This window comes from Demequina sp. NBRC 110055, from assembly GCF_002090135.1.
Classification (GTDB): domain Bacteria; phylum Actinomycetota; class Actinomycetes; order Actinomycetales; family Demequinaceae; genus Demequina.
Genome location: NZ_BBRL01000004.1, coordinates 618,431 through 643,294, shown reverse-complemented (window position 1 = coordinate 643,294; position 24,864 = coordinate 618,431). Strand labels below are relative to the sequence as shown.

At 70.4% G+C, this 24,864-nt stretch carries 32 protein-coding genes; 8 read left to right on the top strand and 24 right to left on the bottom strand.

All coding sequences use genetic code 11. From position 1 onward, the window contains the following. Positions 1 to 27: 27 nt before the first annotated feature. Positions 28 to 591 carry a dihydrofolate reductase family protein gene (locus B7K24_RS03030; RefSeq protein ID WP_084128616.1) on the bottom strand — a complete coding sequence of 188 codons (564 nt, stop codon included), beginning with the start codon at positions 589 to 591 and terminating at the stop codon, positions 28 to 30. Positions 592 to 705: 114 nt separating this feature from the next. Here B7K24_RS03030 and B7K24_RS03025 point away from each other — a divergent pair, with 114 nt between their 5' ends. Continuing rightward, the gene (locus tag B7K24_RS03025) at positions 706 to 1,362 is read left to right on the top strand and encodes a dihydrofolate reductase family protein (RefSeq protein ID WP_084128614.1); all 657 of its coding nucleotides are present in this window, start codon (positions 706 to 708) and stop codon (positions 1,360 to 1,362) included. Between the two features lie 15 nt (positions 1,363 to 1,377). On the opposite strand, the gene B7K24_RS03020 is transcribed toward B7K24_RS03025, so the two are convergent. From B7K24_RS03020 to B7K24_RS13205, 5 genes are read right to left on the bottom strand one after another with little or no spacing between them, the layout of a single operon-like run. After that, positions 1,378 to 1,866 carry an ASCH domain-containing protein gene (locus B7K24_RS03020; protein WP_084128613.1) on the bottom strand — a complete coding sequence of 163 codons (489 nt, stop codon included), beginning with the start codon at positions 1,864 to 1,866 and terminating at the stop codon, positions 1,378 to 1,380. Further along, complete coding sequence (locus B7K24_RS03015; RefSeq protein ID WP_234986530.1) at positions 1,863 to 2,165, bottom strand: antibiotic biosynthesis monooxygenase; 303 nt, start codon at positions 2,163 to 2,165, stop codon at positions 1,863 to 1,865. The genes B7K24_RS03020 and B7K24_RS03015 overlap by 4 nt, the downstream gene beginning before the upstream one ends. 29 nt (positions 2,166 to 2,194) lie before the next feature. Next, entirely contained in the window at positions 2,195 to 2,896 is a 702-nt protein-coding gene (gene purQ / locus B7K24_RS03010) for a phosphoribosylformylglycinamidine synthase subunit PurQ (RefSeq protein WP_084128612.1), read from the bottom strand. After that, complete coding sequence (gene purS / locus B7K24_RS03005) at positions 2,896 to 3,168, bottom strand: phosphoribosylformylglycinamidine synthase subunit PurS (protein WP_084128610.1); 273 nt, start codon at positions 3,166 to 3,168, stop codon at positions 2,896 to 2,898. The genes purQ and purS overlap by 1 nt, the downstream gene beginning before the upstream one ends. Before the next feature lie 57 nt (positions 3,169 to 3,225). Then, positions 3,226 to 3,798: a hypothetical protein gene (locus B7K24_RS13205; RefSeq protein WP_144268089.1), complete on the bottom strand. Its 573-nt coding sequence runs from the start codon at positions 3,796 to 3,798 to the stop codon at positions 3,226 to 3,228. Positions 3,799 to 3,869: 71 nt separating this feature from the next. On the opposite strand from B7K24_RS13205, the gene B7K24_RS02995 reads away from it, so the two are divergent. Beyond that, the gene (locus B7K24_RS02995) at positions 3,870 to 4,583 is read left to right on the top strand and encodes a trimeric intracellular cation channel family protein (RefSeq protein WP_084128607.1); all 714 of its coding nucleotides are present in this window, start codon (positions 3,870 to 3,872) and stop codon (positions 4,581 to 4,583) included. A 42-nt stretch (positions 4,584 to 4,625) separates the two neighbouring features. On the opposite strand, the gene B7K24_RS02990 is transcribed toward B7K24_RS02995, so the two are convergent. From B7K24_RS02990 to B7K24_RS02930, 13 genes are all read right to left on the bottom strand, one after another. Beyond that, positions 4,626 to 5,522, bottom strand: coding sequence for a phosphoribosylaminoimidazolesuccinocarboxamide synthase (locus B7K24_RS02990; RefSeq protein ID WP_084128606.1), 897 nt, complete (start codon positions 5,520 to 5,522; stop codon positions 4,626 to 4,628). Then, complete coding sequence (purD, locus tag B7K24_RS02985) at positions 5,522 to 6,847, bottom strand: phosphoribosylamine--glycine ligase (protein WP_084128604.1); 1,326 nt, start codon at positions 6,845 to 6,847, stop codon at positions 5,522 to 5,524. The genes B7K24_RS02990 and purD overlap by 1 nt, the downstream gene beginning before the upstream one ends. A gap of 138 nt (positions 6,848 to 6,985) precedes the next feature. Next, on the bottom strand, positions 6,986 to 8,284 hold the full coding sequence (locus B7K24_RS02980) for an adenylosuccinate synthase (RefSeq protein ID WP_084128602.1): 1,299 nt from the start codon (positions 8,282 to 8,284) through the stop codon (positions 6,986 to 6,988). 194 nt (positions 8,285 to 8,478) lie between these two features. Continuing rightward, entirely contained in the window at positions 8,479 to 9,498 is a 1,020-nt protein-coding gene (gene fbaA, locus B7K24_RS02975; RefSeq protein WP_084128601.1) for a class II fructose-bisphosphate aldolase, read from the bottom strand. A 97-nt stretch (positions 9,499 to 9,595) separates the two neighbouring features. Next, on the bottom strand, positions 9,596 to 10,255 hold the full coding sequence (locus B7K24_RS02970) for a metal-dependent transcriptional regulator (RefSeq protein ID WP_084128599.1): 660 nt from the start codon (positions 10,253 to 10,255) through the stop codon (positions 9,596 to 9,598). Positions 10,256 to 10,271: 16 nt separating this feature from the next. Beyond that, positions 10,272 to 11,129 carry a metal ABC transporter permease gene (locus B7K24_RS02965; protein WP_084128597.1) on the bottom strand — a complete coding sequence of 286 codons (858 nt, stop codon included), beginning with the start codon at positions 11,127 to 11,129 and terminating at the stop codon, positions 10,272 to 10,274. Beyond that, positions 11,126 to 11,863: a metal ABC transporter ATP-binding protein gene (locus tag B7K24_RS02960; RefSeq protein WP_084128596.1), complete on the bottom strand. Its 738-nt coding sequence runs from the start codon at positions 11,861 to 11,863 to the stop codon at positions 11,126 to 11,128. The genes B7K24_RS02965 and B7K24_RS02960 overlap by 4 nt, the downstream gene beginning before the upstream one ends. Further along, entirely contained in the window at positions 11,860 to 12,810 is a 951-nt protein-coding gene (locus B7K24_RS02955) for a metal ABC transporter substrate-binding protein (RefSeq protein ID WP_084128594.1), read from the bottom strand. Before B7K24_RS02955 ends, B7K24_RS02960 begins: the two co-directional genes overlap by 4 nt. A gap of 39 nt (positions 12,811 to 12,849) precedes the next feature. After that, entirely contained in the window at positions 12,850 to 13,086 is a 237-nt protein-coding gene (locus B7K24_RS02950; RefSeq protein WP_234986529.1) for a toxin-antitoxin system YwqK family antitoxin, read from the bottom strand. 21 nt (positions 13,087 to 13,107) lie between these two features. Next, positions 13,108 to 13,785 carry a TrmH family RNA methyltransferase gene (locus tag B7K24_RS02945; protein ID WP_084128592.1) on the bottom strand — a complete coding sequence of 226 codons (678 nt, stop codon included), beginning with the start codon at positions 13,783 to 13,785 and terminating at the stop codon, positions 13,108 to 13,110. Then, positions 13,782 to 14,966: a formate-dependent phosphoribosylglycinamide formyltransferase gene (gene purT / locus B7K24_RS02940; protein WP_084128591.1), complete on the bottom strand. Its 1,185-nt coding sequence runs from the start codon at positions 14,964 to 14,966 to the stop codon at positions 13,782 to 13,784. The genes B7K24_RS02945 and purT overlap by 4 nt, the downstream gene beginning before the upstream one ends. A 72-nt stretch (positions 14,967 to 15,038) precedes the next feature. Beyond that, positions 15,039 to 15,599: a LemA family protein gene (locus B7K24_RS02935; RefSeq protein ID WP_084128589.1), complete on the bottom strand. Its 561-nt coding sequence runs from the start codon at positions 15,597 to 15,599 to the stop codon at positions 15,039 to 15,041. 105 nt (positions 15,600 to 15,704) lie between these two features. Then, positions 15,705 to 16,136 (bottom strand): Lrp/AsnC family transcriptional regulator, encoded by a 432-nt coding sequence (locus B7K24_RS02930; protein ID WP_084128588.1) that lies wholly within the window; start codon positions 16,134 to 16,136, stop codon positions 15,705 to 15,707. A gap of 69 nt (positions 16,137 to 16,205) precedes the next feature. On the opposite strand from B7K24_RS02930, the gene B7K24_RS02925 reads away from it, so the two are divergent. Next, positions 16,206 to 16,856 (top strand): LysE family transporter, encoded by a 651-nt coding sequence (locus B7K24_RS02925; protein WP_084128586.1) that lies wholly within the window; start codon positions 16,206 to 16,208, stop codon positions 16,854 to 16,856. On the opposite strand, the gene B7K24_RS02920 is transcribed toward B7K24_RS02925, so the two are convergent. The 3 genes from B7K24_RS02920 to B7K24_RS02910 all read right to left on the bottom strand — a co-directional run bounded on the left by B7K24_RS02920 (position 16,853) and on the right by B7K24_RS02910 (position 19,202). Next, complete coding sequence (locus B7K24_RS02920) at positions 16,853 to 17,767, bottom strand: DUF3137 domain-containing protein (RefSeq protein ID WP_084128585.1); 915 nt, start codon at positions 17,765 to 17,767, stop codon at positions 16,853 to 16,855. The genes B7K24_RS02925 and B7K24_RS02920 overlap by 4 nt on opposite strands. A gap of 65 nt (positions 17,768 to 17,832) precedes the next feature. Further along, positions 17,833 to 18,399, bottom strand: coding sequence for an orotate phosphoribosyltransferase (gene pyrE, locus B7K24_RS02915; RefSeq protein WP_084128583.1), 567 nt, complete (start codon positions 18,397 to 18,399; stop codon positions 17,833 to 17,835). A gap of 38 nt (positions 18,400 to 18,437) precedes the next feature. Further along, positions 18,438 to 19,202, bottom strand: coding sequence for an SDR family oxidoreductase (locus B7K24_RS02910; protein WP_084128582.1), 765 nt, complete (start codon positions 19,200 to 19,202; stop codon positions 18,438 to 18,440). 66 nt (positions 19,203 to 19,268) lie between these two features. Here B7K24_RS02910 and B7K24_RS02905 point away from each other — a divergent pair, with 66 nt between their 5' ends. Together B7K24_RS02905 and B7K24_RS02900 are read left to right on the top strand one after the other, a co-directional pair. Continuing rightward, the gene (locus tag B7K24_RS02905) at positions 19,269 to 20,057 is read left to right on the top strand and encodes an exodeoxyribonuclease III (RefSeq protein WP_084128581.1); all 789 of its coding nucleotides are present in this window, start codon (positions 19,269 to 19,271) and stop codon (positions 20,055 to 20,057) included. A 179-nt stretch (positions 20,058 to 20,236) separates the two neighbouring features. Then, positions 20,237 to 20,695: a septum formation family protein gene (locus B7K24_RS02900; RefSeq protein ID WP_084128580.1), complete on the top strand. Its 459-nt coding sequence runs from the start codon at positions 20,237 to 20,239 to the stop codon at positions 20,693 to 20,695. 4 nt (positions 20,696 to 20,699) lie between these two features. Here the strand turns inward: B7K24_RS02900 and B7K24_RS02895 are convergent, their stop codons facing one another. Then, complete coding sequence (locus tag B7K24_RS02895; RefSeq protein WP_144268087.1) at positions 20,700 to 21,272, bottom strand: hypothetical protein; 573 nt, start codon at positions 21,270 to 21,272, stop codon at positions 20,700 to 20,702. A 211-nt stretch (positions 21,273 to 21,483) separates the two neighbouring features. Here B7K24_RS02895 and B7K24_RS02890 point away from each other — a divergent pair, with 211 nt between their 5' ends. Genes B7K24_RS02890 through B7K24_RS02880 form a run of 3 tightly spaced genes read left to right on the top strand, consistent with a single transcriptional unit; the run spans position 21,484 to position 24,325 of the window. Continuing rightward, positions 21,484 to 22,110, top strand: a complete 627-nt coding sequence (locus B7K24_RS02890) for a response regulator transcription factor (RefSeq protein WP_084128578.1) — start codon at positions 21,484 to 21,486, stop codon at positions 22,108 to 22,110. After that, on the top strand, positions 22,107 to 23,285 hold the full coding sequence (locus B7K24_RS02885; protein ID WP_084128576.1) for an ATP-binding protein: 1,179 nt from the start codon (positions 22,107 to 22,109) through the stop codon (positions 23,283 to 23,285). Before B7K24_RS02890 ends, B7K24_RS02885 begins: the two co-directional genes overlap by 4 nt. Further along, positions 23,282 to 24,325: a hypothetical protein gene (locus tag B7K24_RS02880; protein WP_084128575.1), complete on the top strand. Its 1,044-nt coding sequence runs from the start codon at positions 23,282 to 23,284 to the stop codon at positions 24,323 to 24,325. The genes B7K24_RS02885 and B7K24_RS02880 overlap by 4 nt, the downstream gene beginning before the upstream one ends. A 96-nt stretch (positions 24,326 to 24,421) precedes the next feature. On the opposite strand, the gene B7K24_RS02875 is transcribed toward B7K24_RS02880, so the two are convergent. Further along, positions 24,422 to 24,814 carry an SHOCT domain-containing protein gene (locus B7K24_RS02875; RefSeq protein ID WP_084128573.1) on the bottom strand — a complete coding sequence of 131 codons (393 nt, stop codon included), beginning with the start codon at positions 24,812 to 24,814 and terminating at the stop codon, positions 24,422 to 24,424. Between the last annotated feature and the right edge of the window lie 50 nt (positions 24,815 to 24,864).

The window sequence follows — 24,864 nt, the reverse complement described above, 5'->3', positions numbered from 1 at the left end:
ACGGCTGTCTGGCTGACGGCTGCCGCGCTAGCGGTTGACCGCGTACCTCAGCAGGACGTTGCCGCCCTCGAAGGTGCGGTTCTCGACGAGGGTGAGGCGCTCGTGGCGGCCGTCGTGAGCGAAGAAGGGTGTGCCGCCGCCCACGATCGCGGGCCCGATGATCACCTGGTATTCGTCGATGAGGCCGAGCGCGGCCACCTGATGCGCGAGGTCCGCGCCGCCGATGGCGATGTCACCGTCACCGGGGACGTCTTTGAGGCGCGCGATCTCGGTCGCCAGGTCCTCGGTCGCGAGGCGGGCGGCGCCGGTGACGTCCGTGAGCGTGTGCGAGAAAACGAGCTTGGGCAGGGCGTTCCAGAGGTCGGCCCACTCGCGCTCGGCGTCGTCGAAGGTCGCCGCGTTGGCGGGGTCCTCCCAGTACGCCATCGTCTCGTATAGGCGCGTGCCCAGGAGGTGGGTGTGGACGCCGCGCAGCTCCTCGATGTGGAAGCGGAACTGCTCGGCGCTGGGCTCGGACCAGCCAAAGTCCCCGTCGGCATCGGCGATGTAGCCGTCGAGCGACATTCCCATTTGATAGGTGACGCGATGCATCCGTGCGGCCCTTTCGGTGGTGTCCTGTTCTAAGCCGAGCGTATGTCAGCGGGCGGTGACATGCTGAGCGAAAGCCTGCCACGGCATCGGCCCCCCCGTAGTCAAGGAGCATCCATGTCCCGAGTCCGCGTCGACCTCAACATCTCGCTCGACGGCTTCGCCACGACGACCGACCAGACGCCCACGAACCCCTTCGGCGATGACTGGGGACGTCTGACGGCGGACTATGTCGCGACGCGCACCTTCCGCGAGCGCGTCCTGGGGGTGGCCGATGGTTCTGGCACCACAGGCGTCGATGACAACTACGCGGCGCGCTACTTCGAGGACGTGGGCGCAGAGATCATGGGCGCCGCGATGTTCGGACTGCACCTTCACGGCGACGATCCCGACTGGCGCGGTTGGTGGGGCGAGGAGCCGCCGTTTCGCTGCCCTGTCTTCGTGTTGACGCATACGCCCCGGCCGCCCGTCGAATTCGACAACGGCACCCGGTTCGAGTTCGTCTCGGCGACGCCGGTCGATGCGCTGGCGATGGCCCGCACGGCTGCGGGCGGCGGCGATGTGCGGATCGGCGGCGGCGCGAGGACGGTGCGGGACTTCCTCGCTGCCGGGCTCGTGGACGACCTCCACGTGGCGATCGTGCCGATCCTGCTGGGCCGCGGCGAGCGGCTGTGGGAGGGCCTGCGCGGGCTCGAGGCGGGGCGCAGAGTCACCGCCGAGACCGCCGAAAGCGGCGTGGTCCACGTGACGTTCGAGCGCGAGGACGGAAGGTAGGACCTCTCGGACGGCCTACGCGGCCGGGAACAGCAGCCTGAAGCGCTCGCAGATCACCGGCATATCGGGCGCGAATCCGCGCGGGCTTTCGGCGTGGGCGCGCCAGAAGCGCTCGTGCGCGGCTCGCCAGTACTCGAGCGTGAGGTCGCCCTCGCCCTCGGAGGCCGCGTGCTCCGCATCGACCTGATCGAACGGCACGATGTCGATCGCGGTGGTCTCGAGCAGCGCGCGCGGCCGACCGGCGCCGTCGAGGATGATGCTGAGGTCGCCCACGGTGGGGATGGGATCGCCCGCGTGCTCGTAGTCCCAGAGGGCCGATGCCGTCCCCGTCTTGGTGCCCGCCAGCACCAAGGCGAGCAGCGCGTCGGCATGCTCGGGGGTGGCGCCGAAGGCCCAGACCTCGGGCAGAGCCTTGGGGAGGGCGGGAATCTCGGCGCGGCGGGCGGCCCAGAAGGCGGCGACGGCAGGATCGACGGCCGGGTTGACGGGGTCGCTGAGGCTCACGCGAGCAGGTCCTCTCCATAATGCAACACCACCGGGAAGGGGTCGTAGAAGCAGTGCAGGAGCCGCTTCCACTCCTGGTAGTCGGCGGAGCCGCGGAAGCCGACCTCGTGGGCATCGACGTCGGTCCAGGTCACGGTGAGCAGGTAGGTGCTCGGGTGTTCCACACCGCGCCGCAGCGAGTGGCCGAGGTACCCGGGCTGGCGCGAGATCAACGCCGAGGCCTCGCGGAAGGTCGACTCGAACTCGGCCTCCATGCCGGGGCGCACCGGCAGGACGACGGACTCGACGATGTCAGTCACGAGGACGACCGGGCAGTGTGGGGCGCGGGTTAGGCCGTCGCCAGCAGCACCTGGATCGCCGAGGAGAAGAACCCCAGTCCATCAGTGCCGCCGCGGCCCGCCTCGCGCGAGTCGGGGCCGAAGCCCGGCTCCACCGCGTGCTCGGGGTGAGGCATGAGGCCCACGACGTTGCCGCGCTCGTTGGTGATGCCGGCGATGTCGCGGCGCGAACCATTGGGGTTGAAGCCCACGTAGCGGAACGCCACGCGACCCTCGGCCTCGAGCGCGTCGAGCGTGTGCTCGTCGGCGACGTACTGGCCGTCCTGGTTCTTCAGCGGGATCGTGATCTCCTCGCCGTTCGTGTAGGCCGTGGTCCAAGCCGTGTCGTCGTTCTCGACGCGCAGCACCTGGTCGCGGCACACAAAGTGCAGGTGGTCGTTCTTGATCATCGATCCCGGCAGCAGGTGCACCTCGGTGAGGACCTGAAAGCCGTTGCAGATGCCGAGCACGGGCATGCCGCCGTTTGCGGCGTCGACGACCTTCTCCATGATGGGAGAGAAGCGCGAGATCGCGCCGGCACGCAGGTAGTCGCCATACGAGAAGCCGCCGGGCAGGACCACGGCGTCGACGTCCTGGAGGGATTCGTCCGAGTGGAACAGGTTGACGGCCTCGCCGCCGGCCAGGCGCACCGCGCGGGCCGCGTCCCGGTCGTCGAGCGTGCCGGGGAAGGTGACGACGCCGATGCGGGCCATCAGCCAGCGACCTCGGCGGTCGACTCGGAGACGACCTCCACCGCCACGACGTCCTCGATGACGGGGTTGCTCAGCATCGTCTCGGCGGCCTGACGGGCCGACTCGAGCAGCTCCTCGGTCACCTCGCCGTCGACCGTGAGTTCGAAGCGCTTGCCCTGGCGGACGGACGCGAAACCGTCAAAGCCCAGGCGGGGAAGCGCGTTGCCGACGGCCTTGCCCTGGGGGTCAAGAATCTCGGGCTTGGGCATCACGTGGACGACGATGGTGGCCATGGCGGTGAGTCTACCGGCACGCGCGCGCACGCGTGAGCGGGGTTCGAAGCGCGACCGTCAGCACACCCAGGCGTAGTCCAGCGGCGTCGACGTCAGCCACGTGTCGAGGTCGCCAAAGTTTGAGGTCCAGTGCGCCAGCCCGCCCTCGTATATCGCCAGCACCCCCTCGTCTTGGCCCGGCTCCGGCGCCACCACCGCGGGCGCGGCCACCACCGGCGTCACGTCGGCTGCGCCCGCACCGACCACCGCATTCCAGACGGCCGATGCTGTGGCCGCGTCCGCATCGGCGGCACCGTCCGTTTGGCCCGGCTCGGGCGCCGGGTCGGAGGTCGGCAGCTCGGCCGCGTTGGCGGGTCGGTAGGGGTACCAGGTCTCGCCATCAACGCTGAGCGTCTCGTTGCCGCACGCCGGGTAATACGTGAAATCCGTGATGAGCCGCTCGACCCCGCCGGGCGAGCCCAGATCGAGGCGGTCGTCGGGCCCGATCGGCCCGTCCGGACCGGCGGCCCCGCCCGGCGCGCACGCCGACAGCGTGACGGCGATCGCGACCAATCCCACCGCGAACGCCGCGGCCGGCGGCACCATCGCGGCCGCCAGCAAGCCCAGCACTCCCCTGGTGCGTCCTCGCATCGTCCCCATGCCATCCCAACGCACCCCGCGCGCGGAACGTTGGGTCGCCGCCCACGGATACGCTTGCCGCCATGAGCGGATGGGTGGAGGCGGCGACGACGCCCGAGATCGTCGAGTCCGCCCTCGGCACCCTCCGCACCGTCCTCGAGTACCTCGGGACGGTGGCCTTCGCCGTCTCGGGAGCCGTCGCGGCCGGGCGCAAGCGCATGGACCTCGTGGGCGCGATCGTCCTCGCGTGCATCGTCGCCGTGGGCGGCGGCACCCTGCGCGACGTCATGCTCGACGTCCCGGTGTTCTGGATGGCATCGCCGTCCTACCTGCTCGTCGCGGCCGTGACCGGGCTGGTCGTCGCGCTGCTCGCGCGCTGGCACCCGCCGGACCGGCTTGACCGCTACCGCATCGTCCAGATCACCGACGCGGCCGGGCTCGCGGTGTTCGTGGTCGTCGGCACCGGGATCGCGCTCGACGCCGGCGCGCACCCCATCGTCGCCGCCGTCATGGGCATCGTCACGGGCGTGGGCGGCGGCATCATCCGCGACATGCTCGCCAACGACGTGCCGGACGTGTTCCGCAACGGTCAGTTCTATGCGACCGCCGCGCTCGCCGGCGCCGCCTCCTACGCGCTACTGCTGTGGCTCGACGTGCCCCGCACGGTGGCGTTCTGGGTGCCGATCGTTGTCATCCTCGCCGTCCGCCTGGGCTCGTTGAAGTTCGGCTGGGGCGTGCCCACCATCGGCGGCAAGCGCGTCGACCTCGATTGGCACGAGAAGCACCCCGACCGCTAACGAGCGGCCGATGCGGTGGCCGGGCGCGGTAACGCCCTTGCCTCAGTGCTTGGCGAGCCTGTCGTACGCCTCGAGGTAGCGCTGACGGGTGCGCTCCACGACGTCGTCGGGAAGGGCCGGCGGCGGAGCATCGGACTTCTTGTCCCAGCCCGACTCACTCGAGGTCAGCCAGTCACGCACGAACTGCTTGTCGAAGCTGGGCTGGGCCCGGCCCGGCTCCCACTCGTCCGCGGGCCAGAATCGGCTCGAGTCGGGTGTGAGCACCTCGTCGGCCAGCAGGATGTTCCCGTCGCCGTCGCGGCCGAACTCGAACTTGGTGTCGGCGAGGATGATGCCCTTGGCCGCCGCGATCTCGTGCGCACGGGAGTAGACCGCGAGGGTGAGGTCGCGCAGCGCGGTCGCGTCGGCCTCGCCGATGCGCTCGACAACCTGCTCAAAGCTGATGTTCTCGTCGTGCTCGCCCACCTCGGCCTTGGCGGCGGGGGTGAAGATGGGCTCGGGCAGGCGCGAGCCATCCACAAGGCCCTCGGGCAGTGGAATGCCGCACACCGTGCCGGACTCCTGGTACTCCGCGAGCCCCGAGCCGGTGAGGTAGCCGCGCGCCACACATTCGATGGGGAACATGTCCAGGCGCTTACAGACCATCGCGCGGCCCTCGACCTCGGCGGGCACCGGGGCCTCGACCGTGTGGTTGGCCACGATGGGCGCGACCTGGTCGAACCACCACAGGCTGAGCCCGGTGAGGACGCCACCCTTGCCGGGGATCTCGGTGGGCAGCACCCAGTCGTAGGCGCTGATGCGGTCGGACGCCACGACGAGCACGACGTCTCCGCGCGGGTGCGGCTCGACGGGCTCGTACAGGTCGCGGATCTTGCCCGAGTAGACGTGGCGCCAGCCCTCAAGCGCGGGGGCGGTGGGGGGCGTGACGTGTCCGGGCATCAGGCGGCTCCGTTCCCGACGGGTGCGTCTGCGGCGGCGCCATCGGGGATCGCGCCCGTGGGGGTCTCGCCGCGCGAGGCCGCGAGCGCAATGTCGCTGCGGTGGTGAGCGCCCGCGAGATGGATGCGGCTCAGGGCCTCATAGGCGACCTCGCGGGCCGCCGCGAGAGTCTCTCCGCAACCAATCACCGACAGCACGCGGCCACCGGCCGAGACCACCTCGCCGGCGTCGTTGAAGGCGGTGCCGGCGTGGAGCACGTGAGCCCCCTCGACGGCCTCGGCATCCTCGATGCCCGTGATGGGGTCGCCCGTACGGGAGGACTCGGGATACCCCTCGGAGGCCAGCACGACCGTGACCGAGGCGTCCTCCGACCATTCGAGCGGAGGAAGTTCGTGGAGGCGTCCCTCGGCGGCGGCGAGTAGCACGCCCGCGAGGGGTGTCTCGAGGCGGCTCAGGACCGACTGCGTCTCGGGGTCGCCGAACCGGGCGTTGAACTCGACCACGCGCACGCCTTTCGACGTGAGCGCCAGGCCGCAGTACAGCACGCCCACGAACGGGGTGCCGCGCCGGCCCATCTCGTCGACGGTGGGCTGGGCGACGGTGCGGACCACCTCGTCGACAAGATCCTCGGGTGCCCACGGCAGCGGCGTGTAGGCGCCCATGCCGCCGGTGTTGAGGCCCGCGTCGCCGTCGTAGGCACGCTTGAAGTCCTGTGCCGGCTGGAGCGGCACCACCGTGCGTCCGTCGCACAGGCAGAACAGCGACACCTCGGGGCCGTCGAGGAACTCCTCGATGACCACGACGCCGCCGGCGGCGAGAATCGCCTCGCCGTGCGCGGTCGCCTCGGCAAGGTCGGTGGTGACGACGACGCCCTTGCCCGCCGCGAGCCCGTCGTCCTTGACGACGTAAGGCGCACCGAACTCGTCGAGCGCGGCGGCAAGCTCCGTCGAGTCGGCGCACACGCGCGGCGCTGCCGTCGGCACGTGGGCGGCCTCCATGACCTCCTTGGCGAAGGCCTTGGAGCCCTCGAGCATGGCGGCCTTGCCCGACGGCCCGAAGACGGGCACGCCACTATCGCGCACCGCATCGGCCACGCCGGCAACCAACGGCGCTTCAGGACCGACCACGACGAGGTCGGCCTTGACGTTAGCGGCCAACGACGCGACGGCGATCCCGTCGTTCTGATCCACACCGTGCAGCGTGGCCAGCTGGCCGATGCCGGGGTTGCCGTTCGCGGCGTGCAGCTCGGTGACCGCGGGATCGAGGTGGAGGGAGCGGGCGAGAGCGTGCTCGCGCGCACCGTTGCCGACGAGGAGGATCTTCACGCAGGCGAGTCTAGCGAGGGGCGGGCGCGACCGACTCCGGGTCTGCCCGCCGAGCCTTCTCGTGGGACATGAGTGCCCGAATCGAGCCGACACCGGCACTCATGTCCCACCCGGAGAGTGGGGGAAGCCGCTCCGTCGCTATGCGCCGCGCGCGTGCAGCAGGTCGTGGTTGACGATGATCTCGTCACGGCCGGGACCCACGCCGATCGCGGAAATGCGGCAGTTCGAGATCTTCTCGAGTGCCATGACGTAGTCCTGCGCCGTCTGCGGCAGGTCGGAGAACTCGCGCGCCGTCGAGATTTCCTCGGTCCAGCCCGGCAGGTACTCGTACACCGGCGTCGCTGCGGCGAACGCGGCCTGGTCCTGCGGCAGCTCCTCGTAACGCACGCCGTCCACGTCGTACGCGACGCACACGGGAATCTCCTCGAGTCCGGTGAGCACGTCGAGCTTGGTCAGCACCAGGTCGGTGAGCCCATTGATGCGCGAGGCGTAGCGAGCGATGACCGCGTCGTACCAGCCACAGCGGCGCTGACGGCCCGTGGTGGTGCCGAACTCGTGACCCACCCGGGCCAGGAACTCGCCGTTCTCGTCGAACAGCTCGGTGGGCATCGGCCCCTCGCCCACGCGGGTCGTGTAGGCCTTGACGATGCCGATGACGGAGTCGATGCGGGTGGGGCCTACGCCCGAGCCCGTCGAGGCGCCGCCCGCCGTCGCCGACGAGGACGTCACGAACGGGTACGTACCGTGGTCAACGTCCAGCATGGTGGCCTGGCCGCCCTCGAACAGGACGGTCTCGCCGCGGTCGAGTGCCTGGTTCAGGATGAGTGACGTGTCCGTGACCATCGGCTCGAGCCGGTCGCGGTACTGCAACAGTTCGTCGGCGACCTCGTCGACCGAGATGGCGCGGCGGTTGTAAACCTTCACGAGCAGGTGGTTCTTCTGCTCGAGCGACCCCTCGATCTTGTCGCGCAGCAGCTGCTCGTCGAACAAGTCGCCCATGCGGATGCCGAGGCGGTTGATCTTGTCGGCGTACGCGGGGCCGATGCCGCGACCGGTGGTGCCGATCTTGCGCTTGCCCAGGAAGCGCTCGGTGACATTGTCGAGCGTGCGCGCGTAGGGCGCGATGACGTGTGCGGCGTTGGAGATGAGGAGCTTCGATGGGTCGACGCCGCGCTCGATCAGCGCGTCGATCTCGCTGAACAGCACGGAGATGTCGACGACCACGCCGTTGCCGATGACGGGCGTCACGTCCGGCGTCAGGATGCCCGACGGCAGCAGGTGGAGGGCGAACTTCTGGTCGCCGATCACGACCGTGTGACCGGCGTTGTTTCCCCCGTTGAACTTCACCACATAGTCGACGCGGCTTCCCAGCACGTCCGTGGCCTTGCCCTTGCCTTCGTCGCCCCACTGGGCCCCGACGATCACCACTCCGGGCATAGCGCCCCACTCCCCTCACCCCGGTCCTTGCCGGGGGCTTGGTGCCGGCCACGCCAGGCGGCGCGAGCCGGTGCCGCCCAACCGATGCGCGACCGTCCCACCCTACGGGAGGCGACGGCGGCATCGGCCGGACGTACGCGAGCCCCGACCAGTCAGTCCGACTGATCGGGGCTCGCGCCTGCCGAATTTCGGACTTAGATCTTCTTGCCTGCCGAGCCGAGCTGCTGCGCAGCCTCGACGATGCGGGCGGCCATGCCGGCCTCGGCGGCCTTGTACCAGGCGCGCGGGTCGTAGGCCTTCTTGTTGCCCCACTCGCCGTCGACCTTGAGGACGCCGTCGTAGTTCTTCATCATGTGGTCGACGACCGGACGCGTGTAGGCGTACTGGGTGTCGGTGTCGATGTTCATCTTGATGACACCGTGCGAGACGGCCGTGGCGATCTCCTCGGCGGTCGAGCCAGAGCCACCGTGGAACACGAGGTCGAAGGGCTTGTCCTTGCCGAACTTCGCGGCGGCGGCGGCCTGGATGTCACCGAGGATCTCGGGACGCAACTTCACGGCGCCGGGCTTGTACGCGCCGTGCACGTTGCCGAAGGTCATCGCGGTGAGGTAGCGGCCCTTCTCGCCCAGACCGAGCTTCTCGATCGTGGCGATGCCGTCCTCGGGCGACGAGTACAGCTTGTCGTTGATCTCGGCGCTGTGACCGTCCTCCTCGCCGCCGACGACGCCGATCTCGATCTCGAGGATCGTCTTCGCGGCCTGCGACAGCTCGAGGAGCTCCTCGGAGATGGCGAGGTTCTCGTCCATCGGCACGGTCGAGCCGTCCCACATGTGCGAGTTGAAGATGGGCGTGCCACCGTTCGCGACCTTGTCGGCCTCGATCTTCAGCAGCGGCTTCAGCCACGAGTCGAGGTAGGTCTTGTGGCAGTGGTCGGTGTGCAGCGCGATCGTGACGCCGTACGAGTCCGCGACCTCACGGGCGAACGCGGCGAGGGCGAGCGAGCCGACGACCTGATCCTTGATGGTGCCGCCCGAGGCGTACTGGCCGCCTCCGACCGAGACCTGCAGGATGCCGTCCGACTCCGCCTCCGCGAAGCCCTGGATGGCTGCGGTGATGGTGGACGACGAGGTGATGTTGACCGCGGGGAACGCGTAGCCGCCGGCCTTGGCGGCGTCCAGCATCGCGGCATACGACTCAACGGTGGCGATAGCCATGGGTAACTCCTGAGCTTGTGCGGATGGAACCGTCGTCCATTCTGTCAGATGTTGAGGGGGGCCCGCAGAGGGCCAAGGGTCCTGGTGCGCACGCGCCTCACACGGGGACGGTGAGGATGTGTCCGGCGGCGGCGGTGCCGAGCGTCACGGTGCGTCCGTCGAGGTCCAGCTCGACGATGCCGACCGACGCGCGCTGCGCGCGCACCGTGAGCACGGCGCCGATGTCGAGGGCGACGTCCGACAGGTGCCTCAGCAGGTCGGGGTCGTCATCCCACACGCGCGCCACACGCACCCGTGCCCCCTCGACGACGGCATCGAGCGAGGTGTGATGTTCGGCGGGCACGGTGCCGTCCGCGGAGGGAATGGGGTCGCCGTGCGGGTCGTGGGTGGGCTGGCCCAGCCTGTCGGCGAGGCGCTCGACGAAGTCGTCCGAGACGGCGTGCTCGAGCACCTCGGCCTCGTCGTGCACCTCGTCCCAGTCGTAGCCGAGGTAGTCCACGAGGAACGTCTCGATGAGCCGATGCTTGCGCACGGTCGCGAGCGCGATGGCCCTGCCCTCGTCTGTCAGGTCCACCGACCCGTAGCGCTCGTGGGTGACGAGGCCGCGACCGGCGAGCTTGCGCACCAATTCGGAGACCGAGGACGGCGACAGGGAGAGCCGCTGGGCCAGGACGCCGACCGTCACGGCGTTGTCCGACCATTCCCCGGCGTTGTAGATCGCCTTGAGGTAGTCCTCGGTGACGTTACCGTCGGCCATCGGCCTGCTCCTCCCGTTACGCGGTCATTGTCGCGGTGCGCCGCCACCGGCGCACCAGCCCGTGGCGCGGGCTGAGCAGGTAGACGAGCGCGAACACCACTCCCTGCACCACCACGACCAGTCCCCCCGAGGAGGCGTCGAGCCAATAACTCAGGTAGATGCCCGCCACCGAGCATAGTGACGAGATCACCGGCGCGATCAGCAGCATCCGCGAGAACCGGTCCGTGAGCAGGTGCGCCGTGGCCCCGGGGATGATCAGCAGCGCCACCACCAGCACGACGCCGACCACCTGCAGGCCCACAACCGCGACGACCGCGAGCAGCACCAACAGGAGCGTCGCGAGGCGACGCGGCGACAGCCCCATCGCCCGGGCGTGCATGGGGTCGAAGGCGTAGAGCACCAGGTCGCGGCGCTTGAGGATCAGCACCGCGAGGGCGATCGCTGCGAGCACGCCCACCTGCACCAGGTCGGCGACACTCACCCCCAGGATGTTGCCGAACAGGATGTGCGACAAGTCCACCTGGCTGGGCACCACCGAGACCAGCACGAGTCCTAACGCAAAAAGGGTCGTGAAGACGATGCCGATGGCGGCGTCTTCCTTGATCCGGCTGGTGCCGCTCACGGCCCCGATCAGCCCGACCGCCACGAGCCCGAACACCAGCGCGCCGATCGCGAAGGGCAGCCCGAAGACGTACGCCAGCACGATGCCCGGCAGGACGGCGTGCGAGACCGCGTCACCCATGAGCGACCAGCCGATGAGCACGAGCCAGCACGACAGCACGGCGCTCACCACGGCCGCCATGAGCGTGACGAGGAGCGCGCGCACCATGAAGTCGTATTGCAGCGGCTCCAGGATCAGGTCGAGCACGCTCATGGAGCACCCCCCGTCACGTCGACGCCAAAGGCCCGCACGAGGTTCTCGGGCTGGAGGGCGTCCCCAACCGAGCCGTGGAAGAGGATGCGGTGGAGCAGCAGCGCCGCATCGTCCGCGAGGTCGGGCAGCGCGTGGAGGTCGTGTGTCGAGACGAGCACCGCGCGGCCGTCGTCGGCGAGCGACCTCAGCAGCCGCACGATGGTCGCCTCCGAACGCTTGTCGACGCCAGCGAACGGCTCGTCGAGCAGAAGCAGCGCCGCGTCCTGGGCGATAGCCCGCGCCACGAAGGCACGCTTGCGCTGGCCCCCCGAGAGTTGGCCGATCTGCCGCTCCGCCAGCTCCGTCAGCTCGACCCGCGCGAGCGCCTCGTCCACCGCCACCCGGTCCTCCGCACGAGCGCGGCGCGTGAATCCCAGGTGTCCGTAGCGGCCCATGCCGACGACGTCGCGGACCGATACAGGGAAGTCGAGGTCGATGTCCTCGCTCTGGGGCACATACCCGACGGTGGCGGCGGCCCGAGCGGCCGCGGGACTGCCGCCCGCCACGGTCACGGTGCCGGAATCGACCCTGACCGCCCCCATCACCGCCTTGAACAGCGTCGACTTTCCCGAGCCGTTCATGCCGATCAGCCCCGTCACGCGACCCGGGGCCACCGAAAGGGTGCAACCGTCGAGCGCCACGACGTCGCCGTACGTGACGGTGAGGTCGCGGATGTCGAGCGCTGGCCCGGTCACGACGCGTCTCCCGTGAGGCCCGCGGCGATGAGCTCGGCATCGTGGCGCAGCAGGTCAAGGTAGGTCGGCACGGGGCCGTCGGCCTCCGAGAGCGAGTCGACGTAGAGCGTGCCCGCGAGCGTCGCCCCGGTGGCGTCGGCCACCTGCATCATCGCCTTGTCCGAGACGGTCGACTCGCAGAACACGGCGGGCACCTCGCGTGAGTCCACTTCTTCGATCGCGGCGGCAATCTGCTGCGGGGTCGCCTGCTGCTCGGCGTTGACGGGCCACAGGTAGACCTCCTCGAGACCCGCGTCGCGCGCGAGGTACGAGAACGCGCCCTCGCACGTGACGAGCACGCGCTGGGCTGCGGGAACGGCCGCGAGGTCGGCCTCCAACTCGTCGGCCACGGCGCGCAGTTCCTCCTGGTAGGCGGAGCCTCGGCGCGCGTAGGCGGCCGCGTTGTCGGGGTCGAGGGCGGCGAAGGCCTCCACCATCGCGCCGACGTAACCCTGCGCCACGTGCGGACTCATCCAGGCGTGCGGGTTGGGCAGGCCGTCGTAGGCGTCACCCGCGATCGCGATGGGCTCGACGCCGTCCGAGACCACCACGTGCGGCGCGTCCACGGACTGCACGAACTGCGCGAACCACGCCTCGAGCCCCAGCCCGTTGTCGAGGATGAGGTCCGCCTCGGACGCCTTCGCGATGTCGAGCGGTGTGGGTTCGTAACCATGGATCTCGGCGCCCACCTTGGTGATGGACTCGACCCGCAGGTCGTCGCCCGCGACGTTGGCCGCCATGTCCGCGAGCACGGTGAAGGTCGTGAGCACCAGGGGGCGAGAGTCGTCGGCCGATGCCGCGGCGGAGCCCGTAGGCATCTCACAGCCCGTGAGCGCGAGAGTCGCACCGAGGCACGCCGCGATCACGGCGGCAGCACGGACAACGGTGCGTCCTCGACTTTTCGGCATGCCGAAAACTCTAGTCCGGCGCGCTGAAGAAAGAAACCGCTAAGCGTCGCCCATGTCCGTTACCTTGTACGGCGCTCCCGCCTTGTCATACGTGGTCCACTCACCTACCTGGCGTCCGTGGTCGAACGTGCCCGAACGCATGAGCGTCCCGTCCCTGCGAAAGAACTCCCAGTAGCCGTGCTCTGCGCCCTCGTGGAGCTGCCCGCGCGCCCACAGCGAACCGTCGCGGTGGAGCTTCTCGAAGGGTTCCAGATCGTCCTCGGACACCTCGGCCACGGCCTACCTCCTCGTCGCGCGTCAGCCGGCGTGCCCGGCCGCAATGTCTCCATGCTGGCCCACCCAGGCGTGCATCGCGATCGCCGCGGCGGCGCCCGCGTTGATCGAACGGGTGGAGCCGTACTGGGCGATGGCGAGCGTCGCGTCGGCCGCCCTCCTCACCGCGTCGGTGAGACCCACAGATTCCTGGCCAAACACCAGGACACACTCGCGCGGCAGGGCGTACGTCTCGAGCGGCACCGAGCCGGGCAGGTTGTCGATGCCGATGACCGCGAGGCCCTCGCCGTGCGCCCACGCGATGAACTCGTCGACCGTCGAGTGGTGCGTGACGTGCTGGTAGCGGTCGGTGACCATGGCGCCGCGGCGGTTCCAGCGGCGGTTGCCGACGATGTGGACGCCGCGCGCCGCGAAGGCATTGGCGGTGCGCACGACGGAGCCGATGTTGAAGTCGTGCTGCCAGTTTTCGATCGCCACGTGAAACGGGTGACGGAGGAGATCCAGGTCGGCGACGATCGCCTCGTGCCGCCAGTACCGGTAGCGGTCCACGACGTTGCGGCGGTCGCCGTCGCGCAGCAGCTCGGGGTCGAAGTGGTCGCCTGGGGGCCAGGCGGCCTCGCCACCGGGCCAGGGGCCGACGCCGTGGCTGGGCGACTCGTCCGAGGCGGGGCCGGGCGCAGCGGGGCCGGGCGCTCCTGTCACGCGAGTTCCACCGTCAGCGCCGCGGCCGCCTCCCGCGCTCGCTCGCGCGCCTGACCCACCGTGCCGCCCCTCGCCACGGTCGCGGCGATGCGGCGGCGTCCCTCAACGCGGGGCTTGCCGAAGATCCTGAGGTCGGATTCGGGCACCGCGAGCGCCGCGTCGACGCCTGAGACGACGGGCACGCCCGAGCCCTCCGCGAGGACGGCGACGGAGGCCGCGGGTACCGCGTCGACCTCGGCCGGCAGCGGCACCCCCAGGATCGCGCGAGCGTGGAGGGCAAACTCCGACAGCCGTTGGCTCGCGAGCGTGACGAGCCCGGTGTCGTGCGGACGGGGCGAGACCTCGTTGAAGATCACCTCGCCGCCGCGCACGAACAGCTCGACGCCGAAGACCCCGTACCCGCCGAGCGCCTCGGTGACGGCGCCGGCCACCTCGCGGGCGCGGCGCACGGTCGACTCGGCCATGGGGTGCGGCTGCCACGACTCTCGATAGTCGCCGTCCACCTGCACGTGACCCACCGGATCGAGGAAGGTGGTGCCGCCCGCATGACGCACGGTCAGCTGTGTGATCTCGTAGTCGAAGTCGACAAATGCCTCGACGATCAGCCGGCCGCCAGCAGCCCTCGCCCCGGCGGCGGCATAGTCCCAGGCGACCACGGCATCGGCCGGATCCCTCACGACCGACTGTCCCTTGCCCGAGGAGGACATGACGGGCTTCACCACGCACGGAGTGCCGAGGTCCGCGATGGCTGCCTCGAGCTCAGCGAGCGAGTCCACGAACCGGTAGGGCGAGGTGGGCAGTCCCAGCTCCTCGGCGGCCAGGCGCCTGATGCCCTCCCGGTTCATGGTGAGGACCGTGGCGCGCGCGGTGGGGATGACGGTCGCGTCGCCGGCGGCCTCGACCTCGAGCAGCACCTCGGTGGCGAGCGCCTCGATCTCGGGCACGATGAGGTGGGGGCGCACCTCGGCGATGACGGCTCGTAGGGCGTGCGCGTCGAGCATGTCGAGCACCCTGGAGGAGTGCGCCACCTGCATCGCAGGGGCATCGGCGTAGCGGTCGGCGGCGATCACCTCGGCTCCCAGGCGCATCAGCTCGATCGCGACCTCCTTGCCGAGCTCACCCGAGCCCAGGAGCAGGACGCGGGTGGCGTGAGGAGTCAACGGGGTGCCGAGCGTGGTCATGACGACCAGTGTGGCACCGGCCGCGGGCGTCCCATGCGGGACCGGAGGGGGTCCTCGACCTCCACAGGTGGTCTAGAACTGCACGTTCGGCGCCTGGCGTGCCGCGGGGTCCTCGGTCTCGAAGTACTCCTCGCGCGTGAAGTGGAACATGCCCGCGATGATGCTGGTGGGGAACACCTCGATCTTGGTGTTCATGGCCCGCACGTTGGCGTTATAGAAGCGGCGGCCGGCCGCGACGCGATCCTCGGTATTGGTCAGCTCGGCCTGGAGCTGCAGGAAGTTCTGGTTGGCCTTGAGGTCGGGATACGCCTCGGCGACGGCGAACAGGCGGCCGAGCGCCTGGGTCAGCACGTTCTCCTGCTGAGCCTGCTCGGCGGGGCTCGAGCCGGGGGCGGCGGCGATGGTGCGCGCCTGCGTGACCTCCTCGAGGGTCGCGCGCTCGTGGGAGGCGTAGCCCTTGACCGTCTCGACGAGGTTGGGGATGAGGTCGTGGCGACGCTGCAGCTCGACGTCGATCTGGCGCCACGACTCCTGCACCAGGTTGCGCAGTCGCACCAGGGCGTTGTACTGGCCGATGGCCCAGATGACGGCGATGACGACGAGCACCGCCAGCGCGACGAAGAACCACTCCATGGCGTCTACCTCTTCCCTCGGGGGTCGTCCCCGATGCTAGCGGGGCCGGCGGCGGGGGGCTAGGGTGCGGAGCCGAGCGGCCCCGGTGCGCGCAGTGAACGGACGTCAGGGCGCGGCGCGCCGGCGCATGGCGATCCGCGTCTGGGTTTGGGCCACACCACCGTCGGACTTGAGGGTGCGGAGCAATCGGTCGAGTGCCGCGGTGTCGCGGACAAACGCGTGAAGCAGATAATCGAAGGCACCTGTCATGTGGACGGCCTCGACAACCTCCGCGATCGCGGCAACCCGGTCGGTGAAGTCATCCCCGTCCACCTCATGGCGGAGGCGCACGTCGATGTAGACCTCGAGCCCTGTGCGGCCTGGTGTCCCCGGCGCGGTGAGGGCCGTGTACCCCACGATGATGCCGTCGGTCTCGAGGCGACGCACCCGCGCCGCGGCCGCGTTAGGGCTCAGGCCCACCGCGCGCCCGAGCTCGCTGAACGATAGCCGAGCATTCGCCTGCAAGAGACCGAGAAGTTTTTCGTCGAGATGGTCCACACAGAGAATCTATCGCTGGCACAGGAGATGTGACGGTCACCGGGGCGGGAGCGGTCCAGGCTGGCGCGTATGGACGCATCATGGGCGACGGCGGCGCTCGCCGGCTTCGCCGCGGGGCTGGGAGTCGCCATGCCGCTCGGCGGCGTCGGCACTCTACTCATACGTGAGGGCCTCACGCGCGGCTTCCGGCTTGCCGCTGCCGGCGCCGCGGGAGTCGCCAGCACGGACGCAGTCTACTGCGCAGCGGCAGTGGTGACCGGGGGCGCGATCGCCGCTCGCCTCGACGCATACCGGGCGGCGTTCCTGATCGCTGCGGGAGCGCTGCTGGTGGCCCTCAGCCTGCGCCAGCTCCTGGGCGCGACCTCCCACGCGGCGCCCACCACGGGCGTGGAGAGCCCCGGCTCCGCGGCCCGCACGTACTCGCGATTCGTCGTCCTCACCGCCGTGAACCCCCTGACCTTGGTGTACTTCGTCGCGCTCGGCGCGGGCGTGGCGACAGCCGCGCCCTCCTGGGTGGGGCCGGCAGCGTTCATCGTCGCCGCGGGCGCGGCCTCGTTGGCGTGGCAACTCCTCCTCGCCGGCATTGGCGCGTACTCCGGCCGCCTGCTAGGCACACGCGCGACGCGCGCGATCGGGGTCATCGCCTCGGGCCTCGTGGCAGCGCTCGGCGCCGCGATGCTGATCGGCGGCGTGAGCGCCATCCCCTCGGCGGCGGGCTAGGGCCGCGGGCCGGCCTCGGGGAAGGTCTGGCGGCGCGGCGCGTCCGTGTCCTCGACGCCGATGCCCGTGTAGCGCCGCGAGTTCAGCACCCCTCCTTGGGTGGCCCAGTCGGGCCCTTTGAGCGGGGCGCCAGGCTCGGCCGTGCCGTACCCGAGGTCGCGGTATTCGCGAATGACGTGGGCGGGCACCCGTCGCGCGATCGCGGTCACGATGCCCAGCCGCTTGGCCAGATCCTCCGTGCCGCGCCGCCCGGAACCCCAGACGTAAACGGCGGCTCCCTCGATGCGGATGGACGCGCCCTCCATGTCGAGCCACGTGAGGCGCTCCACCATGCGGGGGTCCAGCACGGCGTGGGCGTAGCGCGCGTCGCTGGCGCGCACGCGCCAGCGTTCGTTGAACTCATGCGACTCGACCTCGACGTCGCGTCCGCCGAGCGCCTTGAGTGCCTGCTGGTAGATCCCCTGCGGCACGATGTCGATGCGCGGCAGCGCCACCGGAAGCTCCGCGAGCGTCACCTGGAACGCGTGCGTGACGGGAGCGGAATCGCGGTCGTGGCGCGTCTCGAACACGTGCGAGAACGTCGCGCACCGCTGGCCGTCGTAGGTCCCTCGCAGGACGGACTCCTGACGACGCGCCTCACCCTCGCCGAAGGGATAGGCCCAGAAACGTGAGTTGTACTCGTACGTGCGCGGCAGGTACTCCCAGCCGTGCGTGGCGGCGAACTCGCGCGCCTCGTCGCCGTGGCGCATGGCCCGCCACGCGTCCCATCCGCCCCACGCGAGGGCGGCGAGCGTGAGGATGATGCCGAGCGCCCACATCCACGCCATCGAGCCGGTCGTGACCAGCACGACGCCGCTGATGGCGGCCAGGCCCGGGCCGGCCCACCGGCGCGACGCCAATCGAGCGAACATGGCCGCACCCTACCGAGGGTCAGGCGTGTACGGAAGGGGCCCGACGCATCGGCCGCCCGCCATTCTTAGGCCAGGTCGAGGTCCTCGAGACCGAACAGCGACAGGTAGGGCAGGCCCTCGGCCTCGATCTTTTCGCGCGCGCCGGTGTCGCGGTCGACGATCACGGCGACGGCCGCGACCGTGGCGCCGGCCTCGCGGATCGCCTCGACGGCCGTCAGCACGGACCCACCGGTCGTCGAGGTGTCCTCGACGGCGACGACGGTGCGCCCGGCGATGTCCGGTCCCTCAATGCGGCGCTGCAGGCCGTGCGCCTTGTTCTCCTTGCGCACCACGAAGGCGTCGAGGCCGAGCCCGCGGCTCGCGGCCGCGTGCATCAGCGCCGTCGCGACGGGGTCGGCGCCGAGCGTGAGGCCTCCCACGGCGTCCACGTCGGCGGGGCCGTAGCCGCTGACCTCAAGGTGGTCGAGGAGGACGTGGCCGACGAGCGGCGCGGCGCGGTGGTGCAGGGTGATGCGGCGCAGGTCGACGTAGTAGTCGGCTTCCTTGCCCGAGGCGAGCGTGATGCGGCCGTGCACGACGGCGAGTTCCTTGATGAGGTCGCGCAACTGTTCGCGCGGGGTACCGGTCGTCATGCGGGTCAGCCTACCGGGGGCCGATGCCGCGGCTGGGTTCAGTCGCCCCGCATGGATCGCATGCGGCGGGTCAGCGACGAGGGGATCGCCTTCGCGAGTGTCCCGGCAAGCGCGTAGCGGGCCGAGGGCGTGACGACGACCGCCTTACGGCGCACGGCCGCGAGTGCGGACTCCACGACCTGCTCCGCGGTCAGCCACGCGAGGTCCGGGTACTCCTCACGCATATGCGCGAGCGACTCGGCGTCGTGGAAATGCGTCCGCACGAGCCCGGGCACCACGGCTGTCGCGGTGACGCCGGTGCCGTCGAGTTGGGACGCGAGCGCCTGGGTGAAGTCGAGCACCCACCGCTTGTGCGCGGCGTAGGTGGTGTTGGCAAGGTGAGCGGCGATCGAAGAGATGTTGACGATCGCGCCGTGGCCGCGCTCAGACATGGCCTTGGCCGCCACCTGTGACAGGCGCAGCGGGGCGGTGACGAGCACGTCGAGCATGGCCTTCTCCTGCTCCCACGAGGTGTCCAGCGCCGGCTCGCCCAGGCCGTAGCCGGCGTTGTTGACCAGCATGCTGATGGGGTGCCCTGGGTCTGCCAGGCGGGTCGCGACGGCCTCGAGGCCCTCGGAGGTCGCGAGATCAGCCTCCAGGATCTCGACGTCGACGCCCGCGGCGCCGCGGATGGTGTCGGCGATCTCGCTCATCGCGTCGCGGTCGCGCGCGACCAGCACCACGTCGTGGCGTGCGGTGGCGAGCTGCCAGGCGAACTCCTCACCCAGGCCGCGCGACGCTCCGGTGATCAATGCGGTAGCCATGCGGCCAGCCTACGGCGAGTGCGGCATCGGCCGTTTCGCACGACAGCGGGACGGTAGCGTGGGCGCATGCGCCTTGCGACCTGGAATGTGAACTCCGTCCGCGCCCGCGTCGACCGCGTGGTCGAGTGGCTCGAGCGGTCCCAGACCGACGTCCTCGCGATGCAGGAGATCAAGTGCAAGCCCGAGCAGTTCCCGCGCGAGGCCTTCGAGGCCGCCGGCTACGAGCTTGCAATCCACGGCCTCAACCAGTGGAACGGTGTGGCGATCGCCTCCCGCGTGGGGCTCACCGACGTCGAGACGTCGTTCGCCTCACAGCCCGGCTTCGCGAAGACCGGAGACCCGGTGGTCGAGGCCCGCGCGCTGGGCGCCGTCGCCGGCGGTGTACGGGTGTGGAGCCTGTACGTGCCCAACGGCCGGGGCCTCGCCGACCCGCACTACGCGTACAAGCTCGCGTTCCTCGAGAACCTGCGAGAGGCCGCACGCGCGTGGGCCGACGATCCCACGGCCCTGGTCGGCGACTTCAACGTCGCGCCGTTGGCAACGGACATCTGGTCCGAGACCGACTCCGAGGCCGAGACCCACGTCACGCCCGAATCGCGCGCGGCCCTCGCCTCCCTCGCCGACGCGGGATACGAGGAGCTCAGCCGCCGCTTCGTCCCGGAGGAGAACACTTACACGTTCTGGGACTACAAGCAGCTGCGCTTCCCCAAGAACGAGGGAATGCGCATCGACTTCATGTGGGGCTCCGCGCCGCTCGCCGAGCGCGCCACCGCGCTCGAGATTCAGCGCAACGAGCGCAAGGGCAAGGGCGCCTCCGACCACGTGCCTGTGGTCCTCGACATTGCCGACGCATGAGCGACCCGTTTGCTCCGCCGCCGGGACCGAGCGTCGGCGCGTCCGGGCTTACGTCAAGCGCGCCGCCGTCCTCGTCTCGGGGGGCCGATGCCGCGGCGTCGCCTCGCGCCACTGCACACCGCCGGGACGGTCAGGCCAGCGCACACCCTGGTGTGCCGGGCTGGGTGAGATGGGCGCTCGTGGGCTCCGCCGCGGCCATCGTGGGCGGGCTTGCCTGGTCGCTGGGGCTCACGGTGGCGGATGCCCAGGCGGCGCCTGCCGATCCCGACACCACCGGCGAGCTGCATGCGCTCGAAGTGGTGGACGGCATGTGTCTCGAGTCTCTGGGCGCGGACGGCGCGGTTGCCGGGGCGACCGTGGTCGAGTGCCGTGATCCCCACCGCGCTGAGGTGGTCGCGACCATGACGTATCCGCTCGAGGTGTATCCCGGTGCGCAGGCCGTGACGAGCCAAGCGCTCGACTTCTGCTCCGGTCGAGTGCGGGGCCTGATCCCCGCAAGCGGCTCGTGGGTGGCGTGGACGCCCTCCGAGGACTCGTGGGTGCGCGGCGACCGGACCGCGCTGTGCCTGGTCATCAGCCCCGAGGACACGCAGCGATCGGTCGTGCCGGCGCCGCCCGTGGACGGCGAGAAGGCGTAGGCCCTTATGCGACGGCGGGACGTCGCGTGGAGATCGCGGCGTGGACGCTCGAGTCCCCCACCGACGCGAGCCATTCGAGCAGACTCACCGGCGTCGCGGGGTTACCAGCGACGAGCGCCCTGAGGTCGGCATGCGCGTAGGCGATCCTCGCGAGCTCCTGCGGCGACGCGGTGGGGTCGCTGGCACGCATGCGCAACATCCGCTCGGCGGGAGACCCGGCGGTCGCGGTCGCCACCGGAATGACGGAAGCGCGCCGGACATCGGCCGCGCGCTGAAGGTGGTCCTGGAACGCGCCGGTCGCCGCGCCGCCCGCGCGCCTGGCGAATACCGCATCGCGGGTGATCACCGCGAGGATCGCCGCCGGCAGGAGCGGGACGAGCCAGAGTAGCGGCGGGTACACCACCGTCTCGCTCTGCGCGAGCACGATGGCCGCGACGATGAACGCGGTGGCGCCGGCGGCAAAGGTCAACTGCGAGCGTCGCGTCAGGGTCACGATCGGAATCGCTCCCGCTGCCGCGGCCGCTGCGAACAGCACCCCCGTGATAAGGAGCATCCACTCCTCACCTGACCAATACATGCGCCCTCCCCCCGGGTCCCCAAGCGCGTACCGTCGCCGCCACCACGTCATGTCGGTTTGCGGTGTGGGGGGCGGCCCGCGATGGCATCGGGCCGCCCCACCGAGACCAGGCTGGCATTCCCGCAAGGGCCCGTAAAGCCCACACTTGTGTGGGCACGGGACGAGAAGTCGGTTCGTCGCGATATCGTGGCGGCGGACGGAAGGATAGGCGATGCACCAGGGACGACGGATCGCTCTTGTCGAGGATCACGCGCTCATGGCGCTCGGCTTTCGCGACCTTGTCGCACGCATCGAGCACATCGACCTCGTCGCATCGGCCCCCGCGGTCGACGAACTGCCGACAACCGCGCTCGACCTGGTCGTCCTCGACCTGCGTCTCGCCGACGGTTCCACGCCCGCGGCGAATGTGGCCGCACTCCATGACAGGGGCGCCTACGTCCTGATCTACACCGGCGCGGAGGACCGCCTGCTCATCCAGTCGGCGGCCCGGGCGGGCGCGCTCGGCCTCGTGCGCAAGTCCGCGCCGCCCGAGCAGCTCATCGACGCGATTCGCACCGCCGCCGAGGGTGGCGAGGTGTTCTCCACCGAGTGGGCGGCAGCCATCGACGCCGCGGCGGATCTCGGTGACGCTGGCTTGAGCGACCGGGAGGCGGAGGTCCTCGCGATGTACGCCGCTGGGGAGACCGCGCAATCGGTCGCACTACACCTCGGAATCTCGCGCGCGACCGTGGCGGACTACGTGATCCGCATTCGCCGCAAGTACTCCGAGGTGGGCCGCCCCGCGGCCTCGCGCGTCGACCTGTATCGCCGCGCACGCGAGGATGGCATCCTCGAATGACGGGCGCCGCCGACGACGCCGCCCGCGATCGCGTCCAGCGCATGCTCTACGCGGCCACCGGCATCGCCGCCGTCGTCTTCGGGACGCTGATGCTCTCCGGAGCGAGCGGCATCCTCGCGTCGCTGCCCCAGATGGCCCCGTGGTACACCGTCGTCTCGCTGACAATCGTCATTGGGCTGCCGGTCGCTCTGGGTGCCAGCGCCTTCGCGCTTCCGCTGACCGCGCTTCACCGCGTGGCCGCCGTCGCCGTCGTCGGCTTTCTCGTGGTGCAAGCCCTCTGGCTGCTGGCGATGCGGGTCGACGTCCTCGCGGACGACGGCGAGCCGTGGCTCCAGGGCGTCAATGCGATCTCCTGCACCATCGCGGGCATCCGGTGGCGCTCCCGGTGGGTGTGGGCCTTCCCGGTCGCTCAGGGAATCCTCGTGCCCGTCATTCAGGTGCAAGCGTCCGTGCGAACGCCGCTCGACGCCGCCCTCGACGGCGTGGGTTCGGTGTTGTTCTGCGCCATCGTGATGGGCATGGCCGTCTCCGCGGTCCAGGCGGCGCAGCGCCAGGACGCCGCGGCACGCCACACTCGCATCCTGGCCGGTGTCGAGGCCGCGAGGCGTACGCGCGAGCGCGAAGAGTCGCGCATCAACGGCATCGTCCACGACGACGTGATGTCCGTTCTGCTGACGGCCTCACGCGAGAACGCCCCCTCCGAAGTGGCGAACTCGGCGCACGAGGCGATCGAGGCCATGCGACAGATCTCGCGTCCCGCGCAGGGTCGCGACAGCACCTACAGCGCGGCGCAGGCGGTAGCGGCGCTGCGTAGCGTGCCGGACGACTCCGGTGTCGCGGTCCACGTTGAGCATTCCGTGGCGCCCTGCCCTGACGTGCCCGCCGAGGCGGTTCAAGCCCTCGCGGAGGCCATCGCCGAAGCTCTGCGCAATGCCGGTCGGCATGCCGGCCCTGGCGCCGACGTCACCCTCACCGTGCGCGCTGACCACACGGGCGTCCACGCGCTCGTGACCGACGAAGGCAGGGGCTTCGACACCACCGCCATCGACCCCCTGCGCCTCGGCCTCAGAATCTCGATCGAGGAGCGCATGGCATCCGTCGAGGGCGGCAGCGCCATCATCCGTTCCGCGCCGGGTGCGGGCACCGCCATCACGCTGATGTGGAGTCCCGCATGACCCTGTCGCCGTCCGCCTCGCAGCGCATTGACCCCGGCCGACTCATCGCCTTCACCAGTACCGAGGGCCGCGCGATCGTGGCGCTGTTCATCGTCGCCAACGCCGCCTTCGCGTGGGGCACGGTGGGTTTTGTGGCGCGCCCCTGGCAGACCGCCTTCGCGATCGCGATCGTCGGGGCCGGCGGCGTGCTCATCGTCGCGAAGCGCTCGTACCCGTATCCGTGGACCGACACGGCCCTCATCCTCGGGATCGTGGTCGTGGCGAACGCGATGGTGTTCGATTCGCTGCACGTGAGCGGCGACCTGGGACGCGCGACCTGGAACCTCGGCGCCAACACGTGGCTGCTGTTCTTCCTCACCATCCGAGGCCGCCCGTGGGCGGCCTGGCTGGGCATGGTGTTCATGATCGCCCAGAGCGCGACGTGGGCGGCCATCACGGACCGCGGGGCGCTGGCGGGCGTCATCATGTGCTCCAACCACGTCGGCATCCTGCTGGTCGGCACCCTGTTCGCGATCCTGCTGCGACGCACCGCGCAGCGCATCGAGGCGCTACGCGAGCGCGCCCTCACGGCGGCTGCCGAAACGGCGGCGGCCGATGCCGGCATCGAGATTCGCCGCGCCCGCGTCGATGAATTGTCGGCGCTGGCTCTGCCGCTGCTCGAGCGCATCGGCGAAGGCGGCCCCTTCACGGACGCCGAACGCGCCTCGTTCGCCCGCGCGGAGGCGCGCCTGCGCGACGGTGTACGGGGGCGCGCCTTGGCGCTGCCCGAGGTCGTCGAGGCAACCGAGGCCGCTCGCGCGCGCGGCGTGTCGGTGACGATCTTGGACGACCGGGGTGAGGTGATCGAGGACGGAGATGCCTTGGCGCGAATGGTCGAGGTCATCGTCAGGACACTCGGCGCGGCCTTCGCCGGTGCCGTCACCGTCCGCCTGCAGCCGCCGGGACGCGATTCCGCGCTCACACTGCTGCACGTCCACGGCGACGAAGTCACCCGCATCGCACTCGACGAGCACGGCGAGGTCCTTGCCCCTCGCCCCTGAGGACGCTCGCGCCCGCAGCGACGGGCCACCGACGACTCGGGGCGGCACCCGTGACCGCAGTCACCGGTGCCGCCCCGAACGGACGGTGAACGTCAGTTACTTCGCGAGCGCCTTCGCCTTGATGGCGTCGAACTCGGCCTGCGTGATGGCGCCCGAGTCGAGCAGCTCCTTCGCGGCCTTGATCTCGCCGGCGGCACCGGCCTCGCCCATGAGGCCCTTGGTGTATTCGACCTGCGCGTCGTGCGCGGCCTGCATGGCGGCCACGTCGCGCTTGGCCATGCCCTTGCCGCGCGCGATCAGGTAGATCAGGACGCCGAGGAAGGGGAAGAGGATGACGACGATGAACCAGATGGTCTTCGCGAAGCCGCCCAGCTCGCGGTCGCGGAAGAGGTCACCGATCACGCGGAACAGGACGACGAAGAATGCAACGACGACCATGATCCAGAGGGTGAACAGCAAGATGGCGAGGAAGTTCTCGAAGAATTCCATGGTGTGCTCCTTGGGAGGTACGGATACCCGCACTCCGCGGGACGGGAACC